Annotated in this window: 17 protein-coding genes; 13 read left to right on the top strand and 4 right to left on the bottom strand. The window is 45.5% G+C overall.

Annotated elements, in window-relative coordinates; genetic code table 11:
- Positions 1–48: 48 nt before the first annotated feature.
- Positions 49–1,299, bottom strand: a complete 1,251-nt coding sequence (locus NDI33_RS07970) for an FIST N-terminal domain-containing protein (RefSeq protein ID WP_190677336.1) — start codon at positions 1,297–1,299, stop codon at positions 49–51.
- 411 nt (positions 1,300–1,710) lie between these two features.
- Between NDI33_RS07970 and NDI33_RS07965 the strand changes: the two genes are divergently transcribed.
- The 10 genes from NDI33_RS07965 to hpsP all read left to right on the top strand — a co-directional run bounded on the left by NDI33_RS07965 (position 1,711) and on the right by hpsP (position 13,944).
- Complete coding sequence (locus NDI33_RS07965; protein WP_190410417.1) at positions 1,711–1,932, top strand: Calvin cycle protein CP12; 222 nt, start codon at positions 1,711–1,713, stop codon at positions 1,930–1,932.
- A gap of 459 nt (positions 1,933–2,391) precedes the next feature.
- Entirely contained in the window at positions 2,392–2,991 is a 600-nt protein-coding gene (locus tag NDI33_RS07960; RefSeq protein ID WP_190410416.1) for a DUF3177 family protein, read from the top strand.
- Between the two features lie 99 nt (positions 2,992–3,090).
- A complete protein-coding gene (locus tag NDI33_RS07955; RefSeq protein ID WP_190677334.1) occupies positions 3,091–3,390 on the top strand; it encodes a hypothetical protein in 300 nt (99 codons plus the stop codon).
- Positions 3,391–3,543: 153 nt separating this feature from the next.
- A complete protein-coding gene (locus tag NDI33_RS07950; protein ID WP_190677332.1) occupies positions 3,544–5,517 on the top strand; it encodes an ATP-binding protein in 1,974 nt (657 codons plus the stop codon).
- 73 nt (positions 5,518–5,590) lie between these two features.
- Positions 5,591–7,054: a phosphoglucosamine mutase gene (gene glmM, locus NDI33_RS07945; RefSeq protein ID WP_190525304.1), complete on the top strand. Its 1,464-nt coding sequence runs from the start codon at positions 5,591–5,593 to the stop codon at positions 7,052–7,054.
- Positions 7,055–7,158: 104 nt separating this feature from the next.
- Positions 7,159–8,841 (top strand): hormogonium polysaccharide biosynthesis protein HpsL, encoded by a 1,683-nt coding sequence (gene hpsL / locus NDI33_RS07940; protein WP_190531482.1) that lies wholly within the window; start codon positions 7,159–7,161, stop codon positions 8,839–8,841.
- 67 nt (positions 8,842–8,908) lie between these two features.
- Complete coding sequence (hpsN, locus tag NDI33_RS07935) at positions 8,909–9,886, top strand: hormogonium polysaccharide biosynthesis glycosyltransferase HpsN (RefSeq protein ID WP_339380834.1); 978 nt, start codon at positions 8,909–8,911, stop codon at positions 9,884–9,886.
- 2 nt (positions 9,887–9,888) lie between these two features.
- A complete protein-coding gene (locus NDI33_RS07930; RefSeq protein ID WP_190677330.1) occupies positions 9,889–11,484 on the top strand; it encodes a glycosyltransferase family 39 protein in 1,596 nt (531 codons plus the stop codon).
- 49 nt (positions 11,485–11,533) lie between these two features.
- The gene (gene hpsO, locus NDI33_RS07925) at positions 11,534–12,709 is read left to right on the top strand and encodes a hormogonium polysaccharide biosynthesis glycosyltransferase HpsO (RefSeq protein WP_190677328.1); all 1,176 of its coding nucleotides are present in this window, start codon (positions 11,534–11,536) and stop codon (positions 12,707–12,709) included.
- Between the two features lie 35 nt (positions 12,710–12,744).
- Positions 12,745–13,944, top strand: a complete 1,200-nt coding sequence (gene hpsP, locus NDI33_RS07920; RefSeq protein ID WP_190677327.1) for a hormogonium polysaccharide biosynthesis glycosyltransferase HpsP — start codon at positions 12,745–12,747, stop codon at positions 13,942–13,944.
- A gap of 84 nt (positions 13,945–14,028) precedes the next feature.
- Here the strand turns inward: hpsP and chlG are convergent, their stop codons facing one another.
- The 3 genes from chlG to NDI33_RS07905 all read right to left on the bottom strand — a co-directional run bounded on the left by chlG (position 14,029) and on the right by NDI33_RS07905 (position 16,410).
- Positions 14,029–15,021 carry a chlorophyll synthase ChlG gene (gene chlG, locus NDI33_RS07915; RefSeq protein WP_190677325.1) on the bottom strand — a complete coding sequence of 331 codons (993 nt, stop codon included), beginning with the start codon at positions 15,019–15,021 and terminating at the stop codon, positions 14,029–14,031.
- Positions 15,022–15,111: 90 nt separating this feature from the next.
- Positions 15,112–16,209, bottom strand: coding sequence for an ArsA family ATPase (locus tag NDI33_RS07910; protein ID WP_190677323.1), 1,098 nt, complete (start codon positions 16,207–16,209; stop codon positions 15,112–15,114).
- 6 nt (positions 16,210–16,215) lie between these two features.
- Complete coding sequence (locus NDI33_RS07905) at positions 16,216–16,410, bottom strand: DUF2862 domain-containing protein (protein WP_190410406.1); 195 nt, start codon at positions 16,408–16,410, stop codon at positions 16,216–16,218.
- A 437-nt stretch (positions 16,411–16,847) separates the two neighbouring features.
- Here NDI33_RS07905 and NDI33_RS07900 point away from each other — a divergent pair, with 437 nt between their 5' ends.
- Genes NDI33_RS07900 through NDI33_RS07890 form a run of 3 tightly spaced genes read left to right on the top strand, consistent with a single transcriptional unit; the run spans position 16,848 to position 20,512 of the window.
- Complete coding sequence (locus NDI33_RS07900; RefSeq protein WP_190410405.1) at positions 16,848–17,693, top strand: ABC transporter permease; 846 nt, start codon at positions 16,848–16,850, stop codon at positions 17,691–17,693.
- Between the two features lie 45 nt (positions 17,694–17,738).
- On the top strand, positions 17,739–19,121 hold the full coding sequence (locus NDI33_RS07895) for an ABC transporter ATP-binding protein (protein WP_190410404.1): 1,383 nt from the start codon (positions 17,739–17,741) through the stop codon (positions 19,119–19,121).
- 47 nt (positions 19,122–19,168) lie between these two features.
- On the top strand, positions 19,169–20,512 hold the full coding sequence (locus NDI33_RS07890; RefSeq protein WP_190677321.1) for a hypothetical protein: 1,344 nt from the start codon (positions 19,169–19,171) through the stop codon (positions 20,510–20,512).
- Positions 20,513–20,678 lie beyond the last annotated feature (166 nt).

Raw genomic sequence — 20,678 nt, 5'->3', positions numbered from 1 at the left:
TTACCTGTTCCCCGTCTTGAGGTATAAAGTTTCCAAACTGTAATCAATTTATTTTTGGCGACAAATACCAAAGACTGAAGTGTATCCATGCAGGAAGGTACTTCCTCCTACAGGGCCAATTTCACCATTACAGAAGAAACCCGCCAGGGGGATGTCTTTTAGATAGCGACGAAATAGCTCGGAGTCAAAGTTAGGCTGCCCATAAAGCCCTTCTCCTCGCCCCAGGCAGGAGAACATCAAAGCACCGGCAGATGGAGAATCGTTAGGTGCCTGTTTTTGATAGCGCTGGAGGAGGAGTTCTAAGTCTTCTGCGGAGGTTAGGGCATCTCGGAGGTGGAATTGGATGCGCTGACCGGGGCGGACGCGATCGCCAATTGCGATCGCCCCCACTCTAGGATCTACGCCCAGTAAATTGCGGATCAAAAAATCTCCCGGCTCCAGGTTTAACTTAAATTCATCCCTCACCAAGCCTACAAACAGCGAATGCTGTGCTAACTGTCGGTCTGCCTCGCTCAAATTCTCGATTAAATCCTGTAAGATTTCCAGAGGCGTCCCAGATTTTCCGACACAGTCATTCACCTCGGCACTATCCTCTTGGGGAGCCAGTTCCAAAAGAATATTCCGTTCTCCTTTCGTGATTCGATAAGGCTTCCCAATCGGGCGACAGCCCTGTGCCACAATTGTTTCCAGTACAATATTGCCACTTAAAGCGACGCCAACCGTTCCTTCGCGGTAGAGCTGGTAGTTACAAAATAAACCCGTGTTGTTACCCAAACTGCCAGTGCTAGCCAGTCCCCCCACTTTCACCGAGCCTGGATAAGCAAAATCCAGTCCTTGAAGTAAGTCATTAATCTTGGAAGAGAAAGGATCGGCTAACAAGATGAACTGGGGTTCATCAGCGGGTGATACGCCAATCAGGTCAACCCAATTATCCGGTGAGCTATCCAGGTCAGGCAGAGCATCACTAGAAATCTCAAATGCGCGGACATTGACTCCAGGAAGATGAGCCAAGCTAAGGCTTAATGCGGGTTCTTGTTCGACTTCTTCCACTTCGTCCTGCGAATTCATGCCAATAATGCCGCCGCCACCACAGCCAATCAGCGCTTTGATATTAAGTTGTTCTTGCAACAATGGCATCAGCCGTGAATATTCACTCGCATAGGCAGACGAGATGAACACCAGCCCCAAGTCAGCCGGTGCCTGCAACGCCAGAGTCGTACGTTCAACCACTTCTGCCACTGCCGCTTCTAAAGACGGACGGGTTGATAAGGCGTTCGTCCACTTGATCTGCTTAGCCATAGGGATTACACAAAAATGCGCTTTTGTAAGCCAATGCTCTTGGGCGGATTGGCAGGGTATCAAAGCCTTATCATTACCCTAACACTCGCAAGGCACAGGTTGTAGAGTCCCTTACTTCAACCCTAGGGGAGGAGTTGGCGAGTGGCAGTAGCGCCTTAACATTAGTTAATATGGTGAAGATAACCATAGATTAGCCGGTTAAGTGTATACTGGCACCTCGGTGAGTCAGAAACGACCAAATCTTAAAAGATAAAGATCGATCCTGTTCAGGTGCTGTCACTTGCTGATATGACAAAGAAAGAACGACTGAAAACTTAGAGTCAGCGAGCAGAACACCTGATTGGAGATTACCGATAACGGTCGAAATTCACCAGGTTTCCTGAATTAAAACAAGAAACGGGGACGAGAATTATGAGCAACATCCAAGACCAAATTGAACAAGAGCGCGAGCAAGCCCGGACTGTGTGCGATACAAAGGGCGCAGGTTCCGGTGAGTGTGCGGCTGCCTGGGATGCCGTTGAAGAATTGCAAGCAGAAGCATCCCATCAGCGGGAAACCAAGCCGAAGAATTCTCTGGAGCGGTATTGTGACGCTAATCCAGGAGCCGATGAGTGCCGGGTCTACGAAGAATAAACTTAATTGAGTGCTAAATGCCGCCAGTTCAAGCTGGTTTTCGCTGCACAAATTCACCGGATAAATTTCCGGCACTTAACAAGCAACAAGAACCTGATTGAAGTCGTTCGAGTTGCTTGTTTTTTTGTTTTGTGTAGCTATTTATACTAATACTTGTTTGGAGGCGACAGATGCGATCGCTCTGAAGCGGCTTCTCGCGTAAGCCAAAAAAGTAGCGGGGGGGTTTCCCTGCCCTTACTGAGCAATCGGGAAACGAATCTAAGCTGCCTGCCCCCACAAGTAAAAGAGAAGCAGTTTTGGAGCGGGAAAGTAAAGATAAGGGAAAGAGGTAAAATTTCCCTTTCCTCAAGTGTAGGGAGCTGTTACAGACAATTAGAGTAATGAGATTCGTTGAGTGGCAGTCGCACCTAGACAGTTAAAATGAGTGGGTAAAATTTCCCTTTCTGCCATACACAGCCAATGGACAATGACAACCTCTGGTTTCGACCGTTAGTTTGGATGGACTACCGGCTAGCGCTACTATTTACTGTTATCATTCCGCTGATTCTGCTGATCTGGGCTTTTATCCAGAAAGCGGATGCAATGGTGCGCTTGTTAATCATCTACTGGCGGGTTTCTAGTCTACTGGCGATTACAATTTACTTGATGATTGCTGGATGGCCTATTTCCTACGTGTCTTCTTTCTTTGCCCGCCTGTTGATTCCCATATCACTCTGGTTTTGGGTAGATATCAACGATGAAATTGACGATCAACCACTGCGTCCTCTAAAGCTAGTGCTAACAGCGTGGCGTTGGGCTGTCAGTGTTTATTTAACATTGGGCGCTTTAGCTTTCCTTCCTTTCCTGTCTTGTGCATTTTCCCCAGGAGCAATCCAGAAACCATTTTGTGACGTTTGGTTAGAAGCACCTAGGATGTACAAACAGTATTTCCATCCCAGTTATACACCTCGATTTTTAGGCTTTTTGGCGATGGTGGGATTGGTGATTTATGTACTTTACTTGAGTTATTTTGTCTTGATCCGGCTGGGCAAAGAGGGACGCTCAGCAATGGAACAGTAAAAACAATTAAAAATTAAAAATTAAAAAATCAATATTTTTTAATTTTTAATTTTGGCTTTTTAATTGTTTGTCCTTAACCTTTTACACCCCGCATCAAATATGAGTAATGCTGTTGGGCAGCGTCTAGAGCGATACACCGCCAAGCGCCCTCATGAAGTTCTGGTTGTTACGGCTGAAATGGCTGGTGAAGAAGACAAAATTGCCATTTTCAAAGGATATTCTAGTTCTTTGATGCGCCCAACAGCGTTTGATCCGGATGTGCCGGTGCTACCAGATAAGGCATCGATTATCTCTATTGATAGAGTTCTTTCCCCTTACAATCCGGAAGCTCCCCATTATCTAGAGCAAGGATTAACTTGGGAGACAATCCAACCCTTGTTGTTAGAGGCGGGAGTTTAATCAACCAGTTAGTTTAGCTTTGCGAAAGCTAAGGAAGTAGGTAAGAAATAAACATTAGCGGCTTAGGTCAGACAAAATCTAATATTTATCTATTGTTAGATTAAATATTTTTAAGGGAAAACTATCATTGAGTATCCCACTGGAATTTCGACTATGCCATCTCCAGACGCTAGCTTTACCCCACACGAACGGGTCGTTGCTGCTAAGTCTGAGCCACAAAGCCAACTCAGACCCCCAGAACCTTCTCCAGACTGGGCAAACCGATTGCTCCATCGTCTCAGTATCCGAAAGAAAATTGGTTTTGGATATGCCCTAACTCTTGCTGTGGCGATTGTAGGAACCGCTATAGGACGTACGGTAGGAGATTATTACTATGAAGATCAATCTAGGGAGAATCTAGAGAGGGTACATAAGGAAACACTTCTTTTCAATGACTTGAGGTTTAACGTCCTAGAGGCACGAAACCACCAGCAACAATTTATTTCTTTAATATCGCAACCAGAGGTATTTAGGGAACACTATGCTCATTTCATTGAGCATAAAGCGGAGGTTGAGAATCGGCTATCTGAAATCAGAGCTTTAGCAGATAGGACTAATCGCCGGGATTTGAAGCAATTTCTTCAAAATAACCAGAATCCGGTAGAAAGTTACTTTCAGCAAGTAGAATCTCTCCTTAAAAAAATTAATGAGTTGAATTTAAAAACGCAGGATGTTTCAGCCGCACAGCAGGTACTGATCGCTTTTACGAATAATAAAGTAGCTACTGAGTTTGACAACTTTTCAGAAGACGTAGAAATCTTAATTACAAACGCTCACAAGGCAGAAGAAGAAGCCTATGAGGGTCTAGAAGAGGCAGAAAAGGTAGGAACCCAGGTTACGATCGCTGCCATGCTACTGTCGAGTGCGATCGCGGTTGCGATCGCCATTTATACCAGTCGCGCGATCGCTCATCCGATTGAAGCAGTTACTAAAGTAGTGACTCAGGCGAATGAGGAAGCTAATTTTGACCTGCAAGCTCCTGTCCTTACTCAAGATGAAGTTGGAGTATTAGCGATTTCCTTCAACACCCTCATTCAACGAGTTGCAAATTATACTCAAGAATTGGAGTTCGCTCGCCAGACTTTGGAAAGACGGGTAGCAGAACGGACTGAAGAACTAGAGGGCAAAAATCAGCAGCTAGAAGTAGCTCGCGCTCATTTACAAGAACTGAATGCTGAGTTAGTGTCTCAAGCTACCGAACTCAGCCACACTTTACACGATCTCCGGCAAACTCAAGCCCGTTTGATTCAAACGGAAAAAATGTCTAGCTTGGGTCAAATGGTAGCAGGAGTCGCCCATGAAATTAATAATCCAGTTAACTTTATCTACGGCAACTTGAGCCACGTCAGCGAGTACACGCAGGATTTACTCGCGCTGATCGATCTTTACCAGCAACATTATCCCAATAGCGCCCCAGAAATCCAAGCTCAAATTCAAGCATTTGACATAGATTTTGTCGCTGATGATTTGCCGAAAATACTCTCTTCGATGAAGATGGGAACTGAGCGCATCCGTCAAATCGTGCTGTCTTTGCGAAATTTCTCTCGCTTAGACGAAGCGGAAATGAAACCTGTTGATATTCATGAAGGAATTGACAGCACTTTATTGATTCTCAATCATCGACTTAAACGCGGCATTGAAGTAACTAAGCAATATGGAGAGTTGCCTTTAGTTGAGTGTTATCCAGCACAACTTAACCAAGTATTTATGAATATCTTGAGCAATGGAATTGACGCCTTGCTTGAGCAAAGCCAGCAAACCAGCCCGCAGATTTTGATTCAGACGGAAATAGAAACAGAAAATCCCGGGTTTGTACGAGTGCGGATTAGAGATAACGGTCTCGGTATTCCCCCAGATATTCAAAACAAACTGTTCGATCCCTTCTTCACTACTAAGCCTGCGGGAAAAGGTACCGGGCTAGGACTGGCAATTTGCGCCCAAATTATGGAAAAGCATCAAGGCAAAATTGAGGTGAATTCGCAGCCGGGGAAGGGAACTGAGTTTGCACTGGTCTTGCCCAGCAAACATCCGAATGCGATCGCACTCAGCAGCCGCCTTGAGCTAGAGCAAGCCAACGGCAGACCCTAAGAGAGGTTTGGGTTATTCCGGAAGGTGCTATCCTCCACTGTAAGTGTGTTGTGTGTTGGAGTGGTTTAAAAATATGGTTTCATCCCCAAGCCGTCCTCAGCTCTCTAGTCCTGTGACTGAGGTAGAGCAACCAGGCATCCGGATTGGTAATAATCCTGCTTCCAGTTTCCTCGCGTTGCCAACGACTCCCCTGTTTGGCACCGATGGCATTCGCGGAAAAGCTGGAGAATTGTTGAGTGCATCCCTAGCCTTGCAAGTGGGCTTTTGGGCAGGTCAAGTGCTGCGGGCATCGGCAACCACCTCAGGGCCGGTGATTTTAGGGCAGGATTCTAGAAACTCTAGCGATATGCTGGCAATGGCGCTTGCGGCTGGTTTAACGTCAGCGGGACTGGAAGTGTGGAATCTAGGGCTATGCCCGACTCCCTGCGTGGCTCATCTCACCAGCGCCTCCCAAGCTGTAGGCGGGGTGATGATCTCTGCTAGCCACAATCCGCCAGAAGATAACGGAATCAAGTTTTTTGGATCGGATGGTACAAAGCTACCCCCCGCATTGCAGCAGGACATTGAAGCGGCTTTAAGAGGAAGGGCGAATTTCGCCACGTTGAATGGTAGCTGGGGACAGCATTATCATCGACCGGAGTTAGTGACAAATTATCTGGACTTGCTGAAGCGATCGCTCGCACCAGGGATCGGGCTAAAAGGGTTGCGAGTCGTGCTGGATCTGGCTTGGGGCGCAGCGGTTCATCTAGCACCAGCGGTGTTTCAAGAGATGGGGGCAGAAGTCATCTGCTTGCACGATCGTCCCGATGGCGATCGCATCAATGTAAATTGCGGTTCGACTCACCTCGGCTCCCTCCAGTCAGCCGTCAAGCAGTATGGTGCTGACTTAGGCTTTGCTTTTGATGGAGATGCCGACCGAGTCATGGCAGTCGATGCCCAAGGTCGCGTCGTTGACGGCGACTATATCCTCTATTTTTGGGGCAATACCCTGAGGCAAGCTGGACAGTTGCCTGGAGATTTGATCGTGGCGACCGTCATGGCGAATTTGGGCTTTGAACGCGCCTGGAAACAGCTTGGCGGTTCTTTCGTCAGGACAGCCGTTGGCGATCAGTACGTACAGGCGGAAATGCTCCGGACTGGAGGAAAGCTGGGCGGCGAGCAATCAGGACATATCCTCTGCCACCATTACAGTCTCACTGGAGATGGCTTGCTGACCGCTTTACATATAGCAGCACTGGTGCATAGCACTGGGCAATCCCTCTCGGAACTGATCGATGGAAGCTTTCAGACTTATCCGCAGCTGCTGCGAAATGTGCGGGTGGAAGACCGCGAAAAGAGACGGCGCTGGCAAGAGTGCGACGCTGTGACAAATGCGATCGCTCAAGCGGAAGCAGCGATGGGAGACCAAGGAAGAATTTTAGTTCGCGCCTCTGGCACCGAACCCGTCATCCGAGTTATGGTGGAAGCCGCCAGTGCCGACTTAACAAATCACTGGACAGAACAGCTGGTTCTCGCCGTCGAACAACATCTGGCGTGATTTTGAGAAAGAGATGCGTGGATAGTGTGGATGCGATCGCTAATCCACGCATCTCAAATCATGTATGCCAAAATCGATGGGTACCGGCAGCTTCAAGCTCCCCCATGCCGAAATCAAAGCTAAAATCCAAAAAGTCTAAAAATACAAAACAGCAGTCTCAAACGCCAACCCTAAGTCTTAAGGAGCAGTTAGCCCAAAAGCGCAAGGCGCAGCAGGCGCGAAAAGAATTCACTCAATTTGCCTTTGCCAGCGTGGGGATTGCCGCCGTTCTTGCTATCTTCCTATTTCTCGCCGCTGGACCAAAAGCAGCCTTAGCCTCTTTAGCAATTCCGGCGCTGGGGTTTTCCTACAAATATCCCCGCAAAGCCCTATGGGCATTCCTCCTTTACCTACCGATTAATGGCACCGTCACCTACTGGATTGGCGGCGGGAATCCTGTATTCCAGCTGGCTAAAGATGGAATCTATATTCCCGCATTGATTGCTCTAGTAAAGGACTGTCAAAGGAAAAAGCTACCCATCCTGATTTCCAAAGAGATCAAGCCGAGCTTGTACATTCTGTTAGTCTTTTCTGGGCTGACGCTGTTTCTTGTTAACGGCTTCCTACAATTTTCGGGCGGTAGGTCGGGACAACCCTTTTTGCAGGGAGTTTTGGGTCTAAAAGTTTTTCTGGGGTATGTTCCCCTGGCTTTTTGTGCCTACTATCTGATTCGGACAAAAAAGGAATTGCTCTTCCTGACACGAATGCATCTGGTTCTCGCCATCATCTGCTGTATCCTTGGCTTTATTCAGTACTCGATGCTGACTAGCGGTAGATGTGCTGGTACCAGAGGACTGGTTGCTGATGCTTTGTTTAAGGCAACCCTGGATGCCAAGTGTTTTGTCGGTGGCGCTTTGGTTTACAGCCCGGAAGTCGGGATGATTCGCTTACCAGGTACGTTTGTCTCTCCTTGGCACTGGGCATGGTTCCTGATTTCCAACGCCTTTTTTACCTTTGCAACTGCCTTCTGTGACACTTCGTTTTTCTGGCGGATTGGTGGTTTAGTCGGTATGGCACTTGTCTTTGCCAATGCGGTGATTTCCGGTCAAAGAATTGCCCTGTCGCTGGTTCCCGTTGTCTTCGTACTGCTGCTGGTGCTTACAGGACAAGTAGCGAACCTCAAACGGTTTATCCCCGTTGGAGTCGGGCTAGGTGTGGTGTTGAGCATCGCCGCCGCCGCCAACCCAGCTTTAATTCAGGAGCGGATCGATAGTTTTGTCAGCCGCTGGAATGCTTCACCTCCCCAAGCATTTATTGTGGAGCAATTTAATTGGGCAATGAAGAAACAGCGGGGATTTTTGGGACGCGGTTTGGGAACGGCTACCAATTCCACCCGAATTTTTGGTGATGCAGCGCTGGTTGAAACTTACTACCCTAAGGTTCTATACGAAATTGGCCCGGCAGGCACGTTGGCGTTTCTAGTTTTCGTGACTTGCTTGACAGCGATTACTTTCAAAATTTACCGCTCGGTGAAAGACAAAAGTTTACGCAGTTTTGGTGCCAGTTTTTGGGTTTTGATTTTAGTGCTAAGTTATAACACTTACTGGTATCCCTTGGATACCGAGGTGGCAATTTATTACTGGTTTTTTGCCGGTGTTATTTTTAAATTGCCAGAAATAGATAAGCAGGAACAAGAGAAGCGATTGGCAGAGGAGGAAAATGATGAGGCTAAAACGAAGAAGAAAGGACGCCGCAAATCATCTGGAAGGCGTACTGTCGGCAAAACAAGCCCGGTACCTGCCACATAATTAAGGCAGCGATCGCTCAGTATTCAGCGATCGCTCACTATTCAATTGCATTTCGGAGCAGTAAACCGTGAAGCCTTTGATTTCGGTTATTATCCCCACTTACGGACGTGAAGAACCTTTGCGAGACACGCTCAAAGATGTCTTGCTGCAAGACTACCCAGCCTTTGAAGTGCTAGTGGTCGATCAAACCGCCACGCACCAGCCCGAAACTCAAGCGTATCTTGAGGAGTTGGCAAACAGCGGTAAAATTCGTTGGTTTCGCGTAGATTGGGCAAGTTTACCGGGTGCCCGAAATTATGCGGTACGGCGGGCAGTTGGGGAAATTGTGTTATTTCTGGATGATGATGTCCTGCTAAAGCCTGGATATTTAGAGGCTCATGCTCGCAATTATTTAGAGCGTCCGGAAGTGGGTGCGGTGGCAGGGCGAGTATTTGACCGGATGAAGTTGGAAGATTCCGGCAATAAGTTGACGATTGAGGATTTGCCCCCAGAAGCGATGGACCCTGGAATTGCCTGGTACCACATTGACTTAGTGCATACCGTGAAGCCGCAGCGCGTTCTGACTGCCAGAGGCTGCAATATGTCTTTCCGGCGAGAAATTTTTACGAAGCACGGACTGCATTTTGATGAGCGTTTTCGGGGAAGTGCGGTGCGCGAAGAGTCGGATTTTTGTCTAAGGTTGCGGCAGACGGGGTATCAGATTTGGTACGACCCTGATGCTGATTTAGTTCACCTAGGAGAAGAAACTGGCGGCTGTCACGATATTAGTACGCGATCGCTCCAGTACCAACTTACCTTCTATCACAACCACTTTCTATTAGGCTTCAAAAACCTCACCCCAGCTCAATGTCTGCGATTCTTTGCCAAGCTATTTGACTGTCACGTTTTAGGTCATCCCCCTTGTTACAAAAGCGGTTCTCCCATCAAAATCCTTAGTCGCGGTGTTTCCTACACTCTCGGATTCTTTAAAGCATTGGGTACAGTTATTCAATCTAACTGGGCAGATGGTCAAATATACACCCAGCTCGACAAAAAGGAGGCGTAGCTATGGAAAATAAAACAACACCCGATCTTCATGTGCTTCCCCTTTTTCTAAAAGCTTTGCTCATTCTCTCTTTGGTTTTAGGCATTTTTTTGAGGTTTTATCACCTCGACCAAAAAATTTATTCAAATGATGAGACTTTTAGCACCACATACATATTCGGTCAACGGTTCTTAGCAGTTGATGATTCGGTAGTTGGAGTTGACGAGCTACAGAAGTATCAGTGGATAAACCCTGATATAAGTTTCAGTCAATCTATTCAAAGGTTGGTAGTAGAACCCTATGTATTTCCACCTGTTTTTTCAGTGGGAATGCGAATCTGGTCAGAATTGGGAACCCATATATTTAGTAATCCGTTAATCATTCAAAGAAGCTTTTCAGCATTTATTAGTCTTTTTGTTTTAGTAGGTATTTATTGGCTATGTTGGGAATTATTTGAATTTCACCTTGTCGCCTGGATCGCCACAGCTCTAGTCGCTGTCTCTCCATTTCATTTACAATATGCTCAAGTGGTGCGACCGTATAGTTTACTGGCAGTCGTCACTTTATTATCCAGCGCGGCTCTTTTGAGAGCGATGCGAACCAAGACAAAACTTAGTTGGGTAATATATGGAATAACTGCTATTGGTGGTTTATATTCTAATGTACTATTTGGATTTGTTTTAATTGCACACGGGGCCTATGTTTTTCTTACCGAAAGATTTCGATTTTACAGAAATTTAATATGTTATCTACTTGCCTCGGCTTGTAGTGGATTAATTTTTTTGCCGTGGTTTTATCTTTTTATGGCATCGGGTATGTCTTCGTATTCAGTCGATCAGGTATCAAGCCGCATCCCTTTGCTATCACTGATTAAGGTCTGGATAGGCAATATAGTAACTACTTTTGTTGATTTTTACGATCCTTGGGCTGGTCTTACTCAAAATTTACGATATTTACAATTATTTTTTACTCCTTTAATCTTAATAATTACTGGCTTTTCTTTTTATCTACTTTTCAAAAAAAATCCAGAACGGGTATGGTTATTTATTTTGACATTAATTGGGATGACAGGAGTCCTACTAATGCTCAAGGATATAATTAGCGGAGGTTCTATTACGACCCGTTTTAGATATTTAATCCCTACCGTTTTAGGTTTAGAAATAGTAGTTTCGTACTTTTTAGCTAATTGGTTAAGTTCCAAACAATCTTGGCAAAGAACATTTGGAAAAGTAGCAGCATCAGCCGTACTTCTAAGCGGAATTATATCCTGTGTAATTATTGCTCAAACTCCTTCTTGGTCGGCTTTTGGCAGCCCACACTATCCAGCGGTAGCTCGTACAATCAACCAAGCAACTCGTCCTCTAGTAATTACTGATAATTTAGGTCGTGCATTCACGCTCAGCTATCTACTAGATTCAAAAATACAGTTTAAAATACTGACTAAAAAAGCTAGCTCAGTCAATGTACCAGACGGTTATAGCGATGTTTTTTTATTGGAAGTGTCTAAAGGACTGCTTCAGAAACTAAAGCAAGAGCAGAACTATAAAATAGAACCTGTTTTGGTAGCACAGAATAATTCACCTAAAATACAGGATATTTGGCGTTTAGAAAAAAACTAAAGCTAATAGCCGAAATCTAAACATTCAAAAATAGTTCTTGATATTCGCAATGAAAATTTTAGTTGCCAGTCACACTTATATCGTTGACCTCAACTGCGAGAAACTAAGGGCGTTAGCTCAACTGGAACCCGGAATTGAAGTAACTGTCGTTGTGCCGCGCCAGTGGCAACCTGGGGGTGTTCAAAATAAGACGATTGAAACTCAGCTGCGTCAAGAAGGCTCTTTTCAAATCGTGCCAGTTTCTAATTTCAGCCAGAACAACCAGGGAATGCTTACCTTTGGGGCTGACTTGATTTCCTTGTTGCGCCAGTTTCGACCCCAGATTATTCAAGTGGAACAGGGTTCAAAAGCTTTAGGTTATGCTCAGCTGATTACGCTCAATCGACTGTTGGGGCTGAAGGCAAAAAATGTGTTTTTTACCTGGTGGAACTTACCCTACGAACTAAAATTTCCGGTTTCCTTGCTAGAAGCTTATAACCTACGACACACTCACGGACTGATTGCTGGAAATCAAGATGGTGTGGATATATTGCGGCAGCGTGGCTACGACGGCCCTAGCAAGGTGATGCCGCAGCTGGGTGTAGATGAGAGATTGTTCTCACCAACACCGCAGCCAGAATTGGCAGCAAAACTGGGGATTCAACCGGATGAATTTGTAGTCGGGTTTGTGGGGCGGTTTGTGGAAGAAAAAGGTCTGCTGACGCTGTTGCAAGCGTTGAAAGGCTTGCAGTCACGCCCCTGGAAATTGCTTTTACTCGGTCGCGGCCCCTTGCAATCGGTACTACTAGAACAAGCCGCTGAGGCGGGGATTAAAGATAAATTGATTTTGGTGGAAAGCGTTCCTCATGACGCAGTTCCCTGCTATATCAACCTGATGAATACGCTAGTGTTACCTTCAGAAACAACTTATAAGTTTAAAACTTTGACTGCCGCTGGTTGGAAAGAACAGTTTGGTCATGTGCTGATTGAAGCGATGGCTTGCCAAGTTCCTGTAATTGGTTCTGATTCCGGGGAAATTCCGCACGTCATTGGAGATGCGGGGTTAATCTTTCCAGAGAAAGATGCAGTAGCTTTGCAAAATTGCCTGGGGCAATTGATGGAACAACCAGATTTAGCCCAGAAGTTGGGTAAGCTGGGTTATGAACGAGCGATCGCGCAATATACAAATACTGCATTAGCTAAGCAGCAATTAGATTTTTATAAACAGTTAGTCAGTTGTCAGTAGTGCTTACAACTGACAACTGACAACTGACAAACAAAATGAAAATTTTACAAATTGTCCCTTCAATTTCTTTAGTTTATGGGGGTCCCAGTCAGATGGTTCTGGGGCTATCAGAGGCACTGGCGTCTGAAGGGGTAGAGGTGACGGTACTAACAACAAATAGCAACGGTGATGTCGGTCAGCCACCCTTGGATGTGCCTCTCGACCGTCCGGTGGAACAAAACGGCTATCAAGTGCGTTATTTCCCCTGCTCCCCGTTCCGACGCTATAAGTTTTCCCTAGATTTGTTGCGCTGGTTAGCAGGACACGCGGCTGAATTTGATTTAGCTCATATCCACGCTTTATTTTCGCCTGTAAGCACGGCGGCAGCGACTGTGGCGAGATCGCGTCATTTACCCTATTTAATGCGTCCTCTGGGGACGCTAGACCCCTCAGACTTACGCAAGAAGAAGCAGTTGAAGCAGATTTACGCGGCACTGCTAGAACGTCCCAATTTAGCAGGTGCGGCGGGAATTCACTTCACCAGCTCCCAAGAAGCTAAGATTTCCGAACGCTTCGGAACTTCAACGCCAGATGTGGTAATTCCCTTAGGCGTAAAGCAGCCAGCGATGCTCCCGAAGGGGCAAGCTAGAAAGGAATTAGGCATTCCGGAGACTCAGCCTTTGCTGCTATTCATGTCTCGGATTGACCCAAAAAAAGGGCTAAATTTACTGATTCCAGCCTTGGAAAAACTTTTAGAAGAGGGTACTGATTTTCACTTTGTGCTGGCAGGTGGAAATCCGCAAGATCCAGCTTATGAGAACAAAATTCGAGAACAGTTGCAAGCGTCACCTTTACGCGATCGCACTACTATAACCGGATTTGTAACTGGTGAGTCGAAAACTGCCTTCCTACAAGATGCCGATGTATTTGTCCTCCCTTCTTACTACGAAAACTTTGGCATTGCTGTAGCAGAGGCGATGTGTAACGGAACCCCGGTAGTAATTTCTGACCAAGTTTATATCTGGGAGGAAATTAAACAAGTGGAAGCTGGCTGGGTTTGCACCTGTGATGTGGATAGTTTAACTAAACAATTGCGCGATTCACTTGTTGATGCTTCGGAACGACAGCGACGGGGAATCAATGCCCAAGAGTACGCTTTGAAAAATTACAGTTGGAAAGCGATCGCTCAAACAACCATTAAAGCTTACAAACAAATTCTTACAAGCAAAAGTAGTAGCGCGTCCAGTCTAATTTAGTGGGCTTACTCAGACCTAAAAAGCTTGAAATGTAAGTTTTCAGACATTTGTTTAACCAAGCATTCTAGCCTAGACGCGCTACTACTAATAAGCGGCGTGACCTAATGCCAAACCAGCAACAAGCATTCCTAGAACTAGGAAAGGTTGAGCGCTTGCCTGATATTTCACATCATTTTTCAAGGGATCGCGCAGAAAATACATATCTTGAAAAGTGATTTGGGGGATGATGAGTAATATCAAGATTGCCGCATAAAGATTTTGGTGGATGCTAATTAAATACGCGGCAATTCCAGCTTGAAAGATATCGATCATCAGCACGCATATCCATGCAGCCGTGCCAACACCAAACATCACCGGAAGCGATTGTAGACCGAGTTGGCGATCGCCTTCAACGCTTTTGAAGTCATTCACCACCGCAATTCCCAACCCCGCCAAACTGTAGAACAGGGTCAGAAGCATAATCGTAGGGTTTAACTCGCCAAACAGCGCGTGACCTGTCCACCAGGGGAGAGCAATGTAACTCGCACCAAGGGCGTAATTGCCCAGCCAGCCATTTTTCTTCAGCTTCAGCGGTGGTGCAGAGTAAATATAGGCGAGCAACGTACCGCCCAAGGCAATGCAGGTGATGGTAGGAAAATTATGTCCCGCCCATTTATCTAAAACGTAGGAAAGCCCTAACCCCGCAAATAACAGTACCAAAATTTGCGTCACCACTTGGGGAACAGAAATGGCACCAGAGGGAATCGGACGGTAGGGTTCGTTAATCGCGTCGATATCGCGATCGTAAAAATCATTTAAAGTTTGGGTATACCCAACTAAAATAGGTCCCGACAGCAGCATACAAGTAGCGGCTTTCAGGACATTTTCCAGCGTCCAAGTGTATTCACCGGAAGAAGCCGCACCGCAGACAACGCCCCAAATCAAGGGAATCCAGGTAATCGGCTTCATCAACTGCAAGCGAATTTTCCAGATAGAAGTCTCGCCAGGAGCGGCACCTTTCATGCCCAGCAGTTGACGAGTTTTCGCACTCCGCTCAGATGGGTTGTTATCGGTTGTTTGTTGTTTGTCGGTTGTCATTTGCTAATGGGTAATAGGTAATAGGTAATGGGTAACGGGTAATGGTCATTATCAAGTACCCATCACCCATTACCAATTCTCAATGACCAATTAGAACGAAATCGCCAAGTAACTATTTTGAAATTTAGCGCCTTTGACGGGTTGACCGCTCAACTGGGGGGGTAAGGAGATATTGCGCCGCTGATCTCCGGCTTCGATGGTGACTTCAGGGCCGTATTGGGTGAGTTTTACCTGCTTTTTATCAAAACCAGGCAAGAATAGACGTACCTGACGACCTGGAATGTCAATCTCGATAGGTTTGGGCAGCCCCGATACTTGGCGCAAATCTGGGAGGGCGTCTATGAGTGGTTGCCAGTCGCCCGGTGGCGAGCTGGGAAGGGCACTGACCGCAAGTGGAGTAAAGTTTTCCGAAATACCTTCTGCGACCGATTCTTGGTTGAGCAGAACACCTCCTACGGTCAGCCCGACTTGTTGGGCACTGCCCCAAAAATACTGGGCGGTGGCAACAGCAGTTGGCGCACCCGTCGTTACCAAATAGGCGGCAACGCGGTTGGGGTTAGCGACTGCGGCTCTCCCTCGCTCTAGCAGATTGTTCACCTCATTGGTGGGCTGTTGGGCAAAGTTATCCCCAGTCCATGACACATTGAGAACAGCGCTGCTAATGGGTTGAATAAAGGGCGAAACGGTTCTCCACAGGTCGGAATCTTCCACGACTTTTCGGAACCGGCGAATATACCAGCTGAGTATCTCTGGCATCCCCAGCATCCGCAGGGTAGTCTGGTCGCCGCTGCCGTCGTAGATGATTACGTCATACTTGCCACTGGCTTCGTACTCGCGGATGGCGTTGAGAGCCAAGGCGCTGTCCATCCCTGGCAGAACGCCCAGCTCCTGACCGTAGACATTTTTCAGCAGAGGCGTCCGTAGATACTGCGCTTCCAGTTTTTTGACTTCTTCCCAGCTGCGTTCGAGTAGCACGGCAGACTGGAACTGGACTACCTGTAAGTTTTGCTCCAGTTCCTGGGGGTCAACGCTAGGGGACGCCCCTAGGAGCAATCCGAGAGTGGGGCCGGGGTCTTGTCCGGCAAGTAGCACTCGCGCTCCCTTGCTTGCCAGTTGTTTGGCGGCTGCGATCGCGACTGTGGTGCGACCCGTGCCGCCTTTGCCCAAAAACGTTAAAATCAGGGCCATCTGTTCTTATTGTGCGGGTTTCAGTTCATCTTCAAAAAACCAAGTGGTCGAGTTGTCGTCAAATTGCACGACGACCCCAACGCCACTACCATCCGTCATTTTGTAGCCTTTGATGGTGCCGACTTTCCCCAGTTTATTAACAACGGCGGGAGAAACCCTGTCTCTGAGGCGGTATACTTTTACTTTCTGACCGATCTCCATTGCTGCTCCGATGCAAATGAACCATTCCGAATCATTCCACAGTTTAGGGCAAAACCTCGGAGATTGGTTTGATCGAGCAGTAGCGAACCGAAGGTCGTCCTCTTAGGACATCGCTTTCTTTTGGTTCAGCTCACCTCTGAATCAATACCCAGGGACGGTATTTAGACCCAAACTCTTTGCTCTACCGCTTTGGCGTAGCACCAAGATGACCTTGAGGCTGCTAAGCTTTACCTCGGCAGAAGCTGCCACTCGCAAAACTTCTGCTTGTATTGCAGCAAATTTCCTATATCATCTTTAACTTAATAGACTAGACTTGTTACAAAATCCAAACAAATGCCAAAAAGCGACAATGGGAACTCTAAGGTTTGACTCAGCTTCATAGAAAAAAGTGGCTTCGTGTTTTGGTTGTGAGAGAGTAGCGGGATTTGTTGAAGTCGATGAAAGCAGTTGTTCGCAAAGCTGGCAGGGTGAGGCGTTTGCTGCCGGTTAATGACCTGTGGTGGGCAAAGCTGGATTTGTTGAGAACCCTGGTGCGGCGGGATTTGGAAGCGCGATATAAGGGTTCGGTTCTAGGCAATTTTTGGCCTTTAGTTAATCAGCTGTCGCAGTTGCTGATTTATACCTATGTTTTCTCGATTGTCTTGCAGGTAAAGCTGACTTTAAAGGGTTTGCCAGCGAATAATATTACCTATGGTTTATGGCTATTTGCGGGGTTGCTTCCCTGGCTTGCATTTACGAGTGGACTTACCCAAGCAGCAAGTTCGGTGGTGGGACAGCCAAACTTGGTCAAGAAGGTAGTGTTTCCGCTGGCGTTGTTACCGCTTGTACCGATTTTATCGACATTTATTGAAAGTTCATTTGGCTTGATGGCGTTGATTCTGTTAGTGGCGGTGTCGGCTGGAACTCTACACACGACGTTGGCACTGTTGCCCCTGATTTGGCTACCGCAGTTGTTGTTAACCGCTGGCTTGGGTTATTTAGTGGCAGGACTGACGGTGTTTTTGCGAGATATTCCTCAAACGCTGGGAGTTATCTTAAACCTCTGGTTCTACGTAACACCGATTATTTATCCAGCATCAGCGATTCCGGAGGAATGGCGAGGTTGGGTGTTTTGGTTAAATCCGATGACAGCGATCGCTGAGGTTTATAGAGATTTGGTGCTAGTGGGAGAAATAAAACACTGGGGAGAGTGGAGTCTTGTAGCGGTGGTTTCTCTGGTAGTGTTTTTTGCAGGGTTATCGCTATACAAAAGATTGCGTCCGGCGTTTGCTGATGTACTCTAGGGTGTAATTGAGTCTGCGAGTTGTGGTGTTTGAAGCAGTGGCGTAATGAGTGAGATTGCAATTTCGCTGAGGAATGTTTCTAAGTGCTTTAAGCGCTATGAGCGACCTGTAGACCGGCTCAAGGAGTTATTGTTGCCGGGAGATAGTAGGGCAGATGAATTTTGGGCACTGCGTGATATTAACTTGGAAGTGCCCAAGGGGCAAGCTTTAGGAATTGTGGGGCGCAATGGTTCTGGGAAGAGTACGTTATTGCAGATTATTGTCAGAACAATAACACCCACTACTGGAGAGGTAAGGGTCAATGGACGGATTTCAGCTTTATTAGAACTTGGCAGCGGATTTAATCCTGAATTTACAGGAAGACAAAATGTCTTTTTTAATGGACAGCTACTAGGTTTAGAGCGAAAACATATAGAAGCAAAATTTGATGAAATTGCTGCATTTGCTGATATTAGTGATTTTATGGAGCAACCCGTTAAGACTTATTCCAGTGGAATGTTTGTGAGGCTAGCATTTGCAGTTTCTATTAGCGTTGAACCTGACATTTTTATTGTGGATGAGGCTCTAGCAGTTGGTGATGAAGCTTTTCAGCGAAAGTGTTTTGGACGTATTCAAGCTCTTCAGGAAAGAGGTGTAACCATCCTTTTTGTTTCACACTCAGCACCTTCAGTTATAGGCTTATGTAGATCAGCAGTTTTACTAGACAAAGGAGAGAATCTGCTAGTAGCAACACCTAAGACAGTAATTTCTAACTATCAAAAATTGATATATGCACCTGTAGATGAAGCAGAAAAAATTCGAGAAAACATCCGGAATGGGAAGCATTTTATAAAAAATGAAAAAAATGAAATTTTATTAGAAGCCAGTCAAGAAGAATTAGAGTATAAAACTTCAAGCCAAACTAAAAATATCGATGATTTTTATGAGACCTACGATCCGAACCTTATTCCAAAAAGTACTTTGTCGTATGTATCTTGTGGAGCGCTTATTGAAAAACCTTATGTTACTACTATAGAAGGTAGGCGAGTAAATCTTCTAAAAAGAAGAAAAGAATACATTTATACTTACTCAGTAAAATTTCTGGAAAAGATACATAGAGTTAGGTTCGGAATGGTAATTAAAACAATTGAAGGATTTGAATTAGGAGGAGCAGCATCTCACACAATAGATAAGCCCATAGAATACGTAGATAAAGGCAAAGAACTCCAAGTCAAGTTTAGATTTTCCTGTTATCTACAACCAGGAGTATATTTTTTAAATGCAGGAGTTTTGGGTAGGTTAAATCACTCTGAAGTCTTTGTTCATCGTCTAGTTGATGCAGCAATGTTTAGAGTACAGCCTGAAGAATCAGATACTTTAAGATCAGGCTATGTAGATTTCGGTGTAAAATCAAAAATTTTATCATTGAATTGTGTTACAGAAGAATAAAATATTATCTAGAATAGTTGTTTGTTTAAATCCATTAGCTCAATTCTATGCGGGAAACATTAAAGCAAATAAAACTCCCCGTACTTTACACTTTTGCACGTTCTGGTGGCACATTAATTAATCGCTGCTTAGGATGTATACCAGGTAATATTATTCTTTCAGAAGTAAATCCTCATGCTTCACTTGTTCCAATTGAAGTTCAAGCACGTGACTGGTTTAAGTTAGTTTCGTCTGGTGATTTTTCAGATTTTAGCAAAAAAAAATACGTAGAGAAAATTCGATTACTAGTGGAGGTGGCGCGACAGCAGAACAGCCACTTAATAATTCGTGATTGGACAACAATAAACTTTTTGGATAACGCAAGTGATGATATTTATGCACCAAGTATGGTTCTGGAGCAAGAACTATATTTAGAGCAATCTGGATTTACTATCTCTCCTGTAGTCTTAGCACGACGGTCTGCTGATGTTTATGAATCTTTGACACGCACTTTCAAACATTTACGAAAATTACCAATCAAAGAATTTGGAATTTGTTACCTAGCTTATGTGCAAAAAATTTCAAAATATCCATTGTTTCACTATGAAAATTTTTGCCGGAAGCCAGAAAAAGAATTAACACGAATGTGTGATGTTCTTAATATCAACTACAGTGATAATTTTGTGAATGACTTTAGTAAGTTTACTTATTGTACAGGTGATAATACTTTATCTAAACCATCTAGAGGGGGTAAAATAAGGACAATAGCTGTAATGGAAAGTAACCAGGGAGCTGAGTCTTACATTGCTGCGAGTTTAGATAAAAATTGTCAGCAAGCAGATCAACTATTGGGCTATGAAAATATGGAAATTGAAAAACAAGTCGATGCTTTTTGGAGAATAGTGGAGGTTCGCGACCAAGCCCTCACAAAAGCTAACGATCTAAAATATCAGACTCAGGTAGAATTAGAGCGCTCGCACTCTCAGCTCCAGCAAAATCAAGCAGAATTAGAGCGTTCGCACTCTCAGCTCCAGCAAAATCAAGCAGAATTAGAGCGCTCGCAGTCCCAGCTCCTACAAAGCGAAGCAGACCGTGCGGCTCGTTTGATAGTCATTGAGCAGTTGTCCGAGCAGCTCCAGCAAAGCGAAGCTGACCGTGTGGCTCGTTTGACAGTCATTGAACAGTTGTCTGAGCAGCTCCAGCGAAGCGAAGCTGACCGTGTGGCTCGTTTGACAGTCATTGAACAGTTGTCTGAGCAGCTCCAGCGAAGCGAAGCTGATCGTGCGGCTCGTTTGACAGTCATTGAACAGTTGTCTGAGCAGCTCCAGCGAAGCGAAGCTGATCGTCTGATTCTTTTCAAAAATATAGAGCGATTATCTAGGTGGCTTAGAAAATTAATTAAGCTTAAATAAGAGTTATGATTCAAGCAAAATCAACTGTAATCATGGCTTTAGATTAAGAGTTAAGATGATGCTGACATTGGCGTACAAATAATTGTTTGACTGCTCGTGTTCAAAGTTGAGATTGCAGTCTATTTTGACACTTTATTACAGCAGGAAGTTATTATTAATTAGTTCC

It is taken from the genome of Trichocoleus sp. DQ-A1 (genome assembly GCF_039961955.1).
GTDB lineage: Bacteria > Cyanobacteriota > Cyanobacteriia > Cyanobacteriales > FACHB-T130 > FACHB-T130.
Note: the sequence above shows the minus strand (reverse complement) of the source record. Positions and strands in the feature narration are given on the sequence as shown.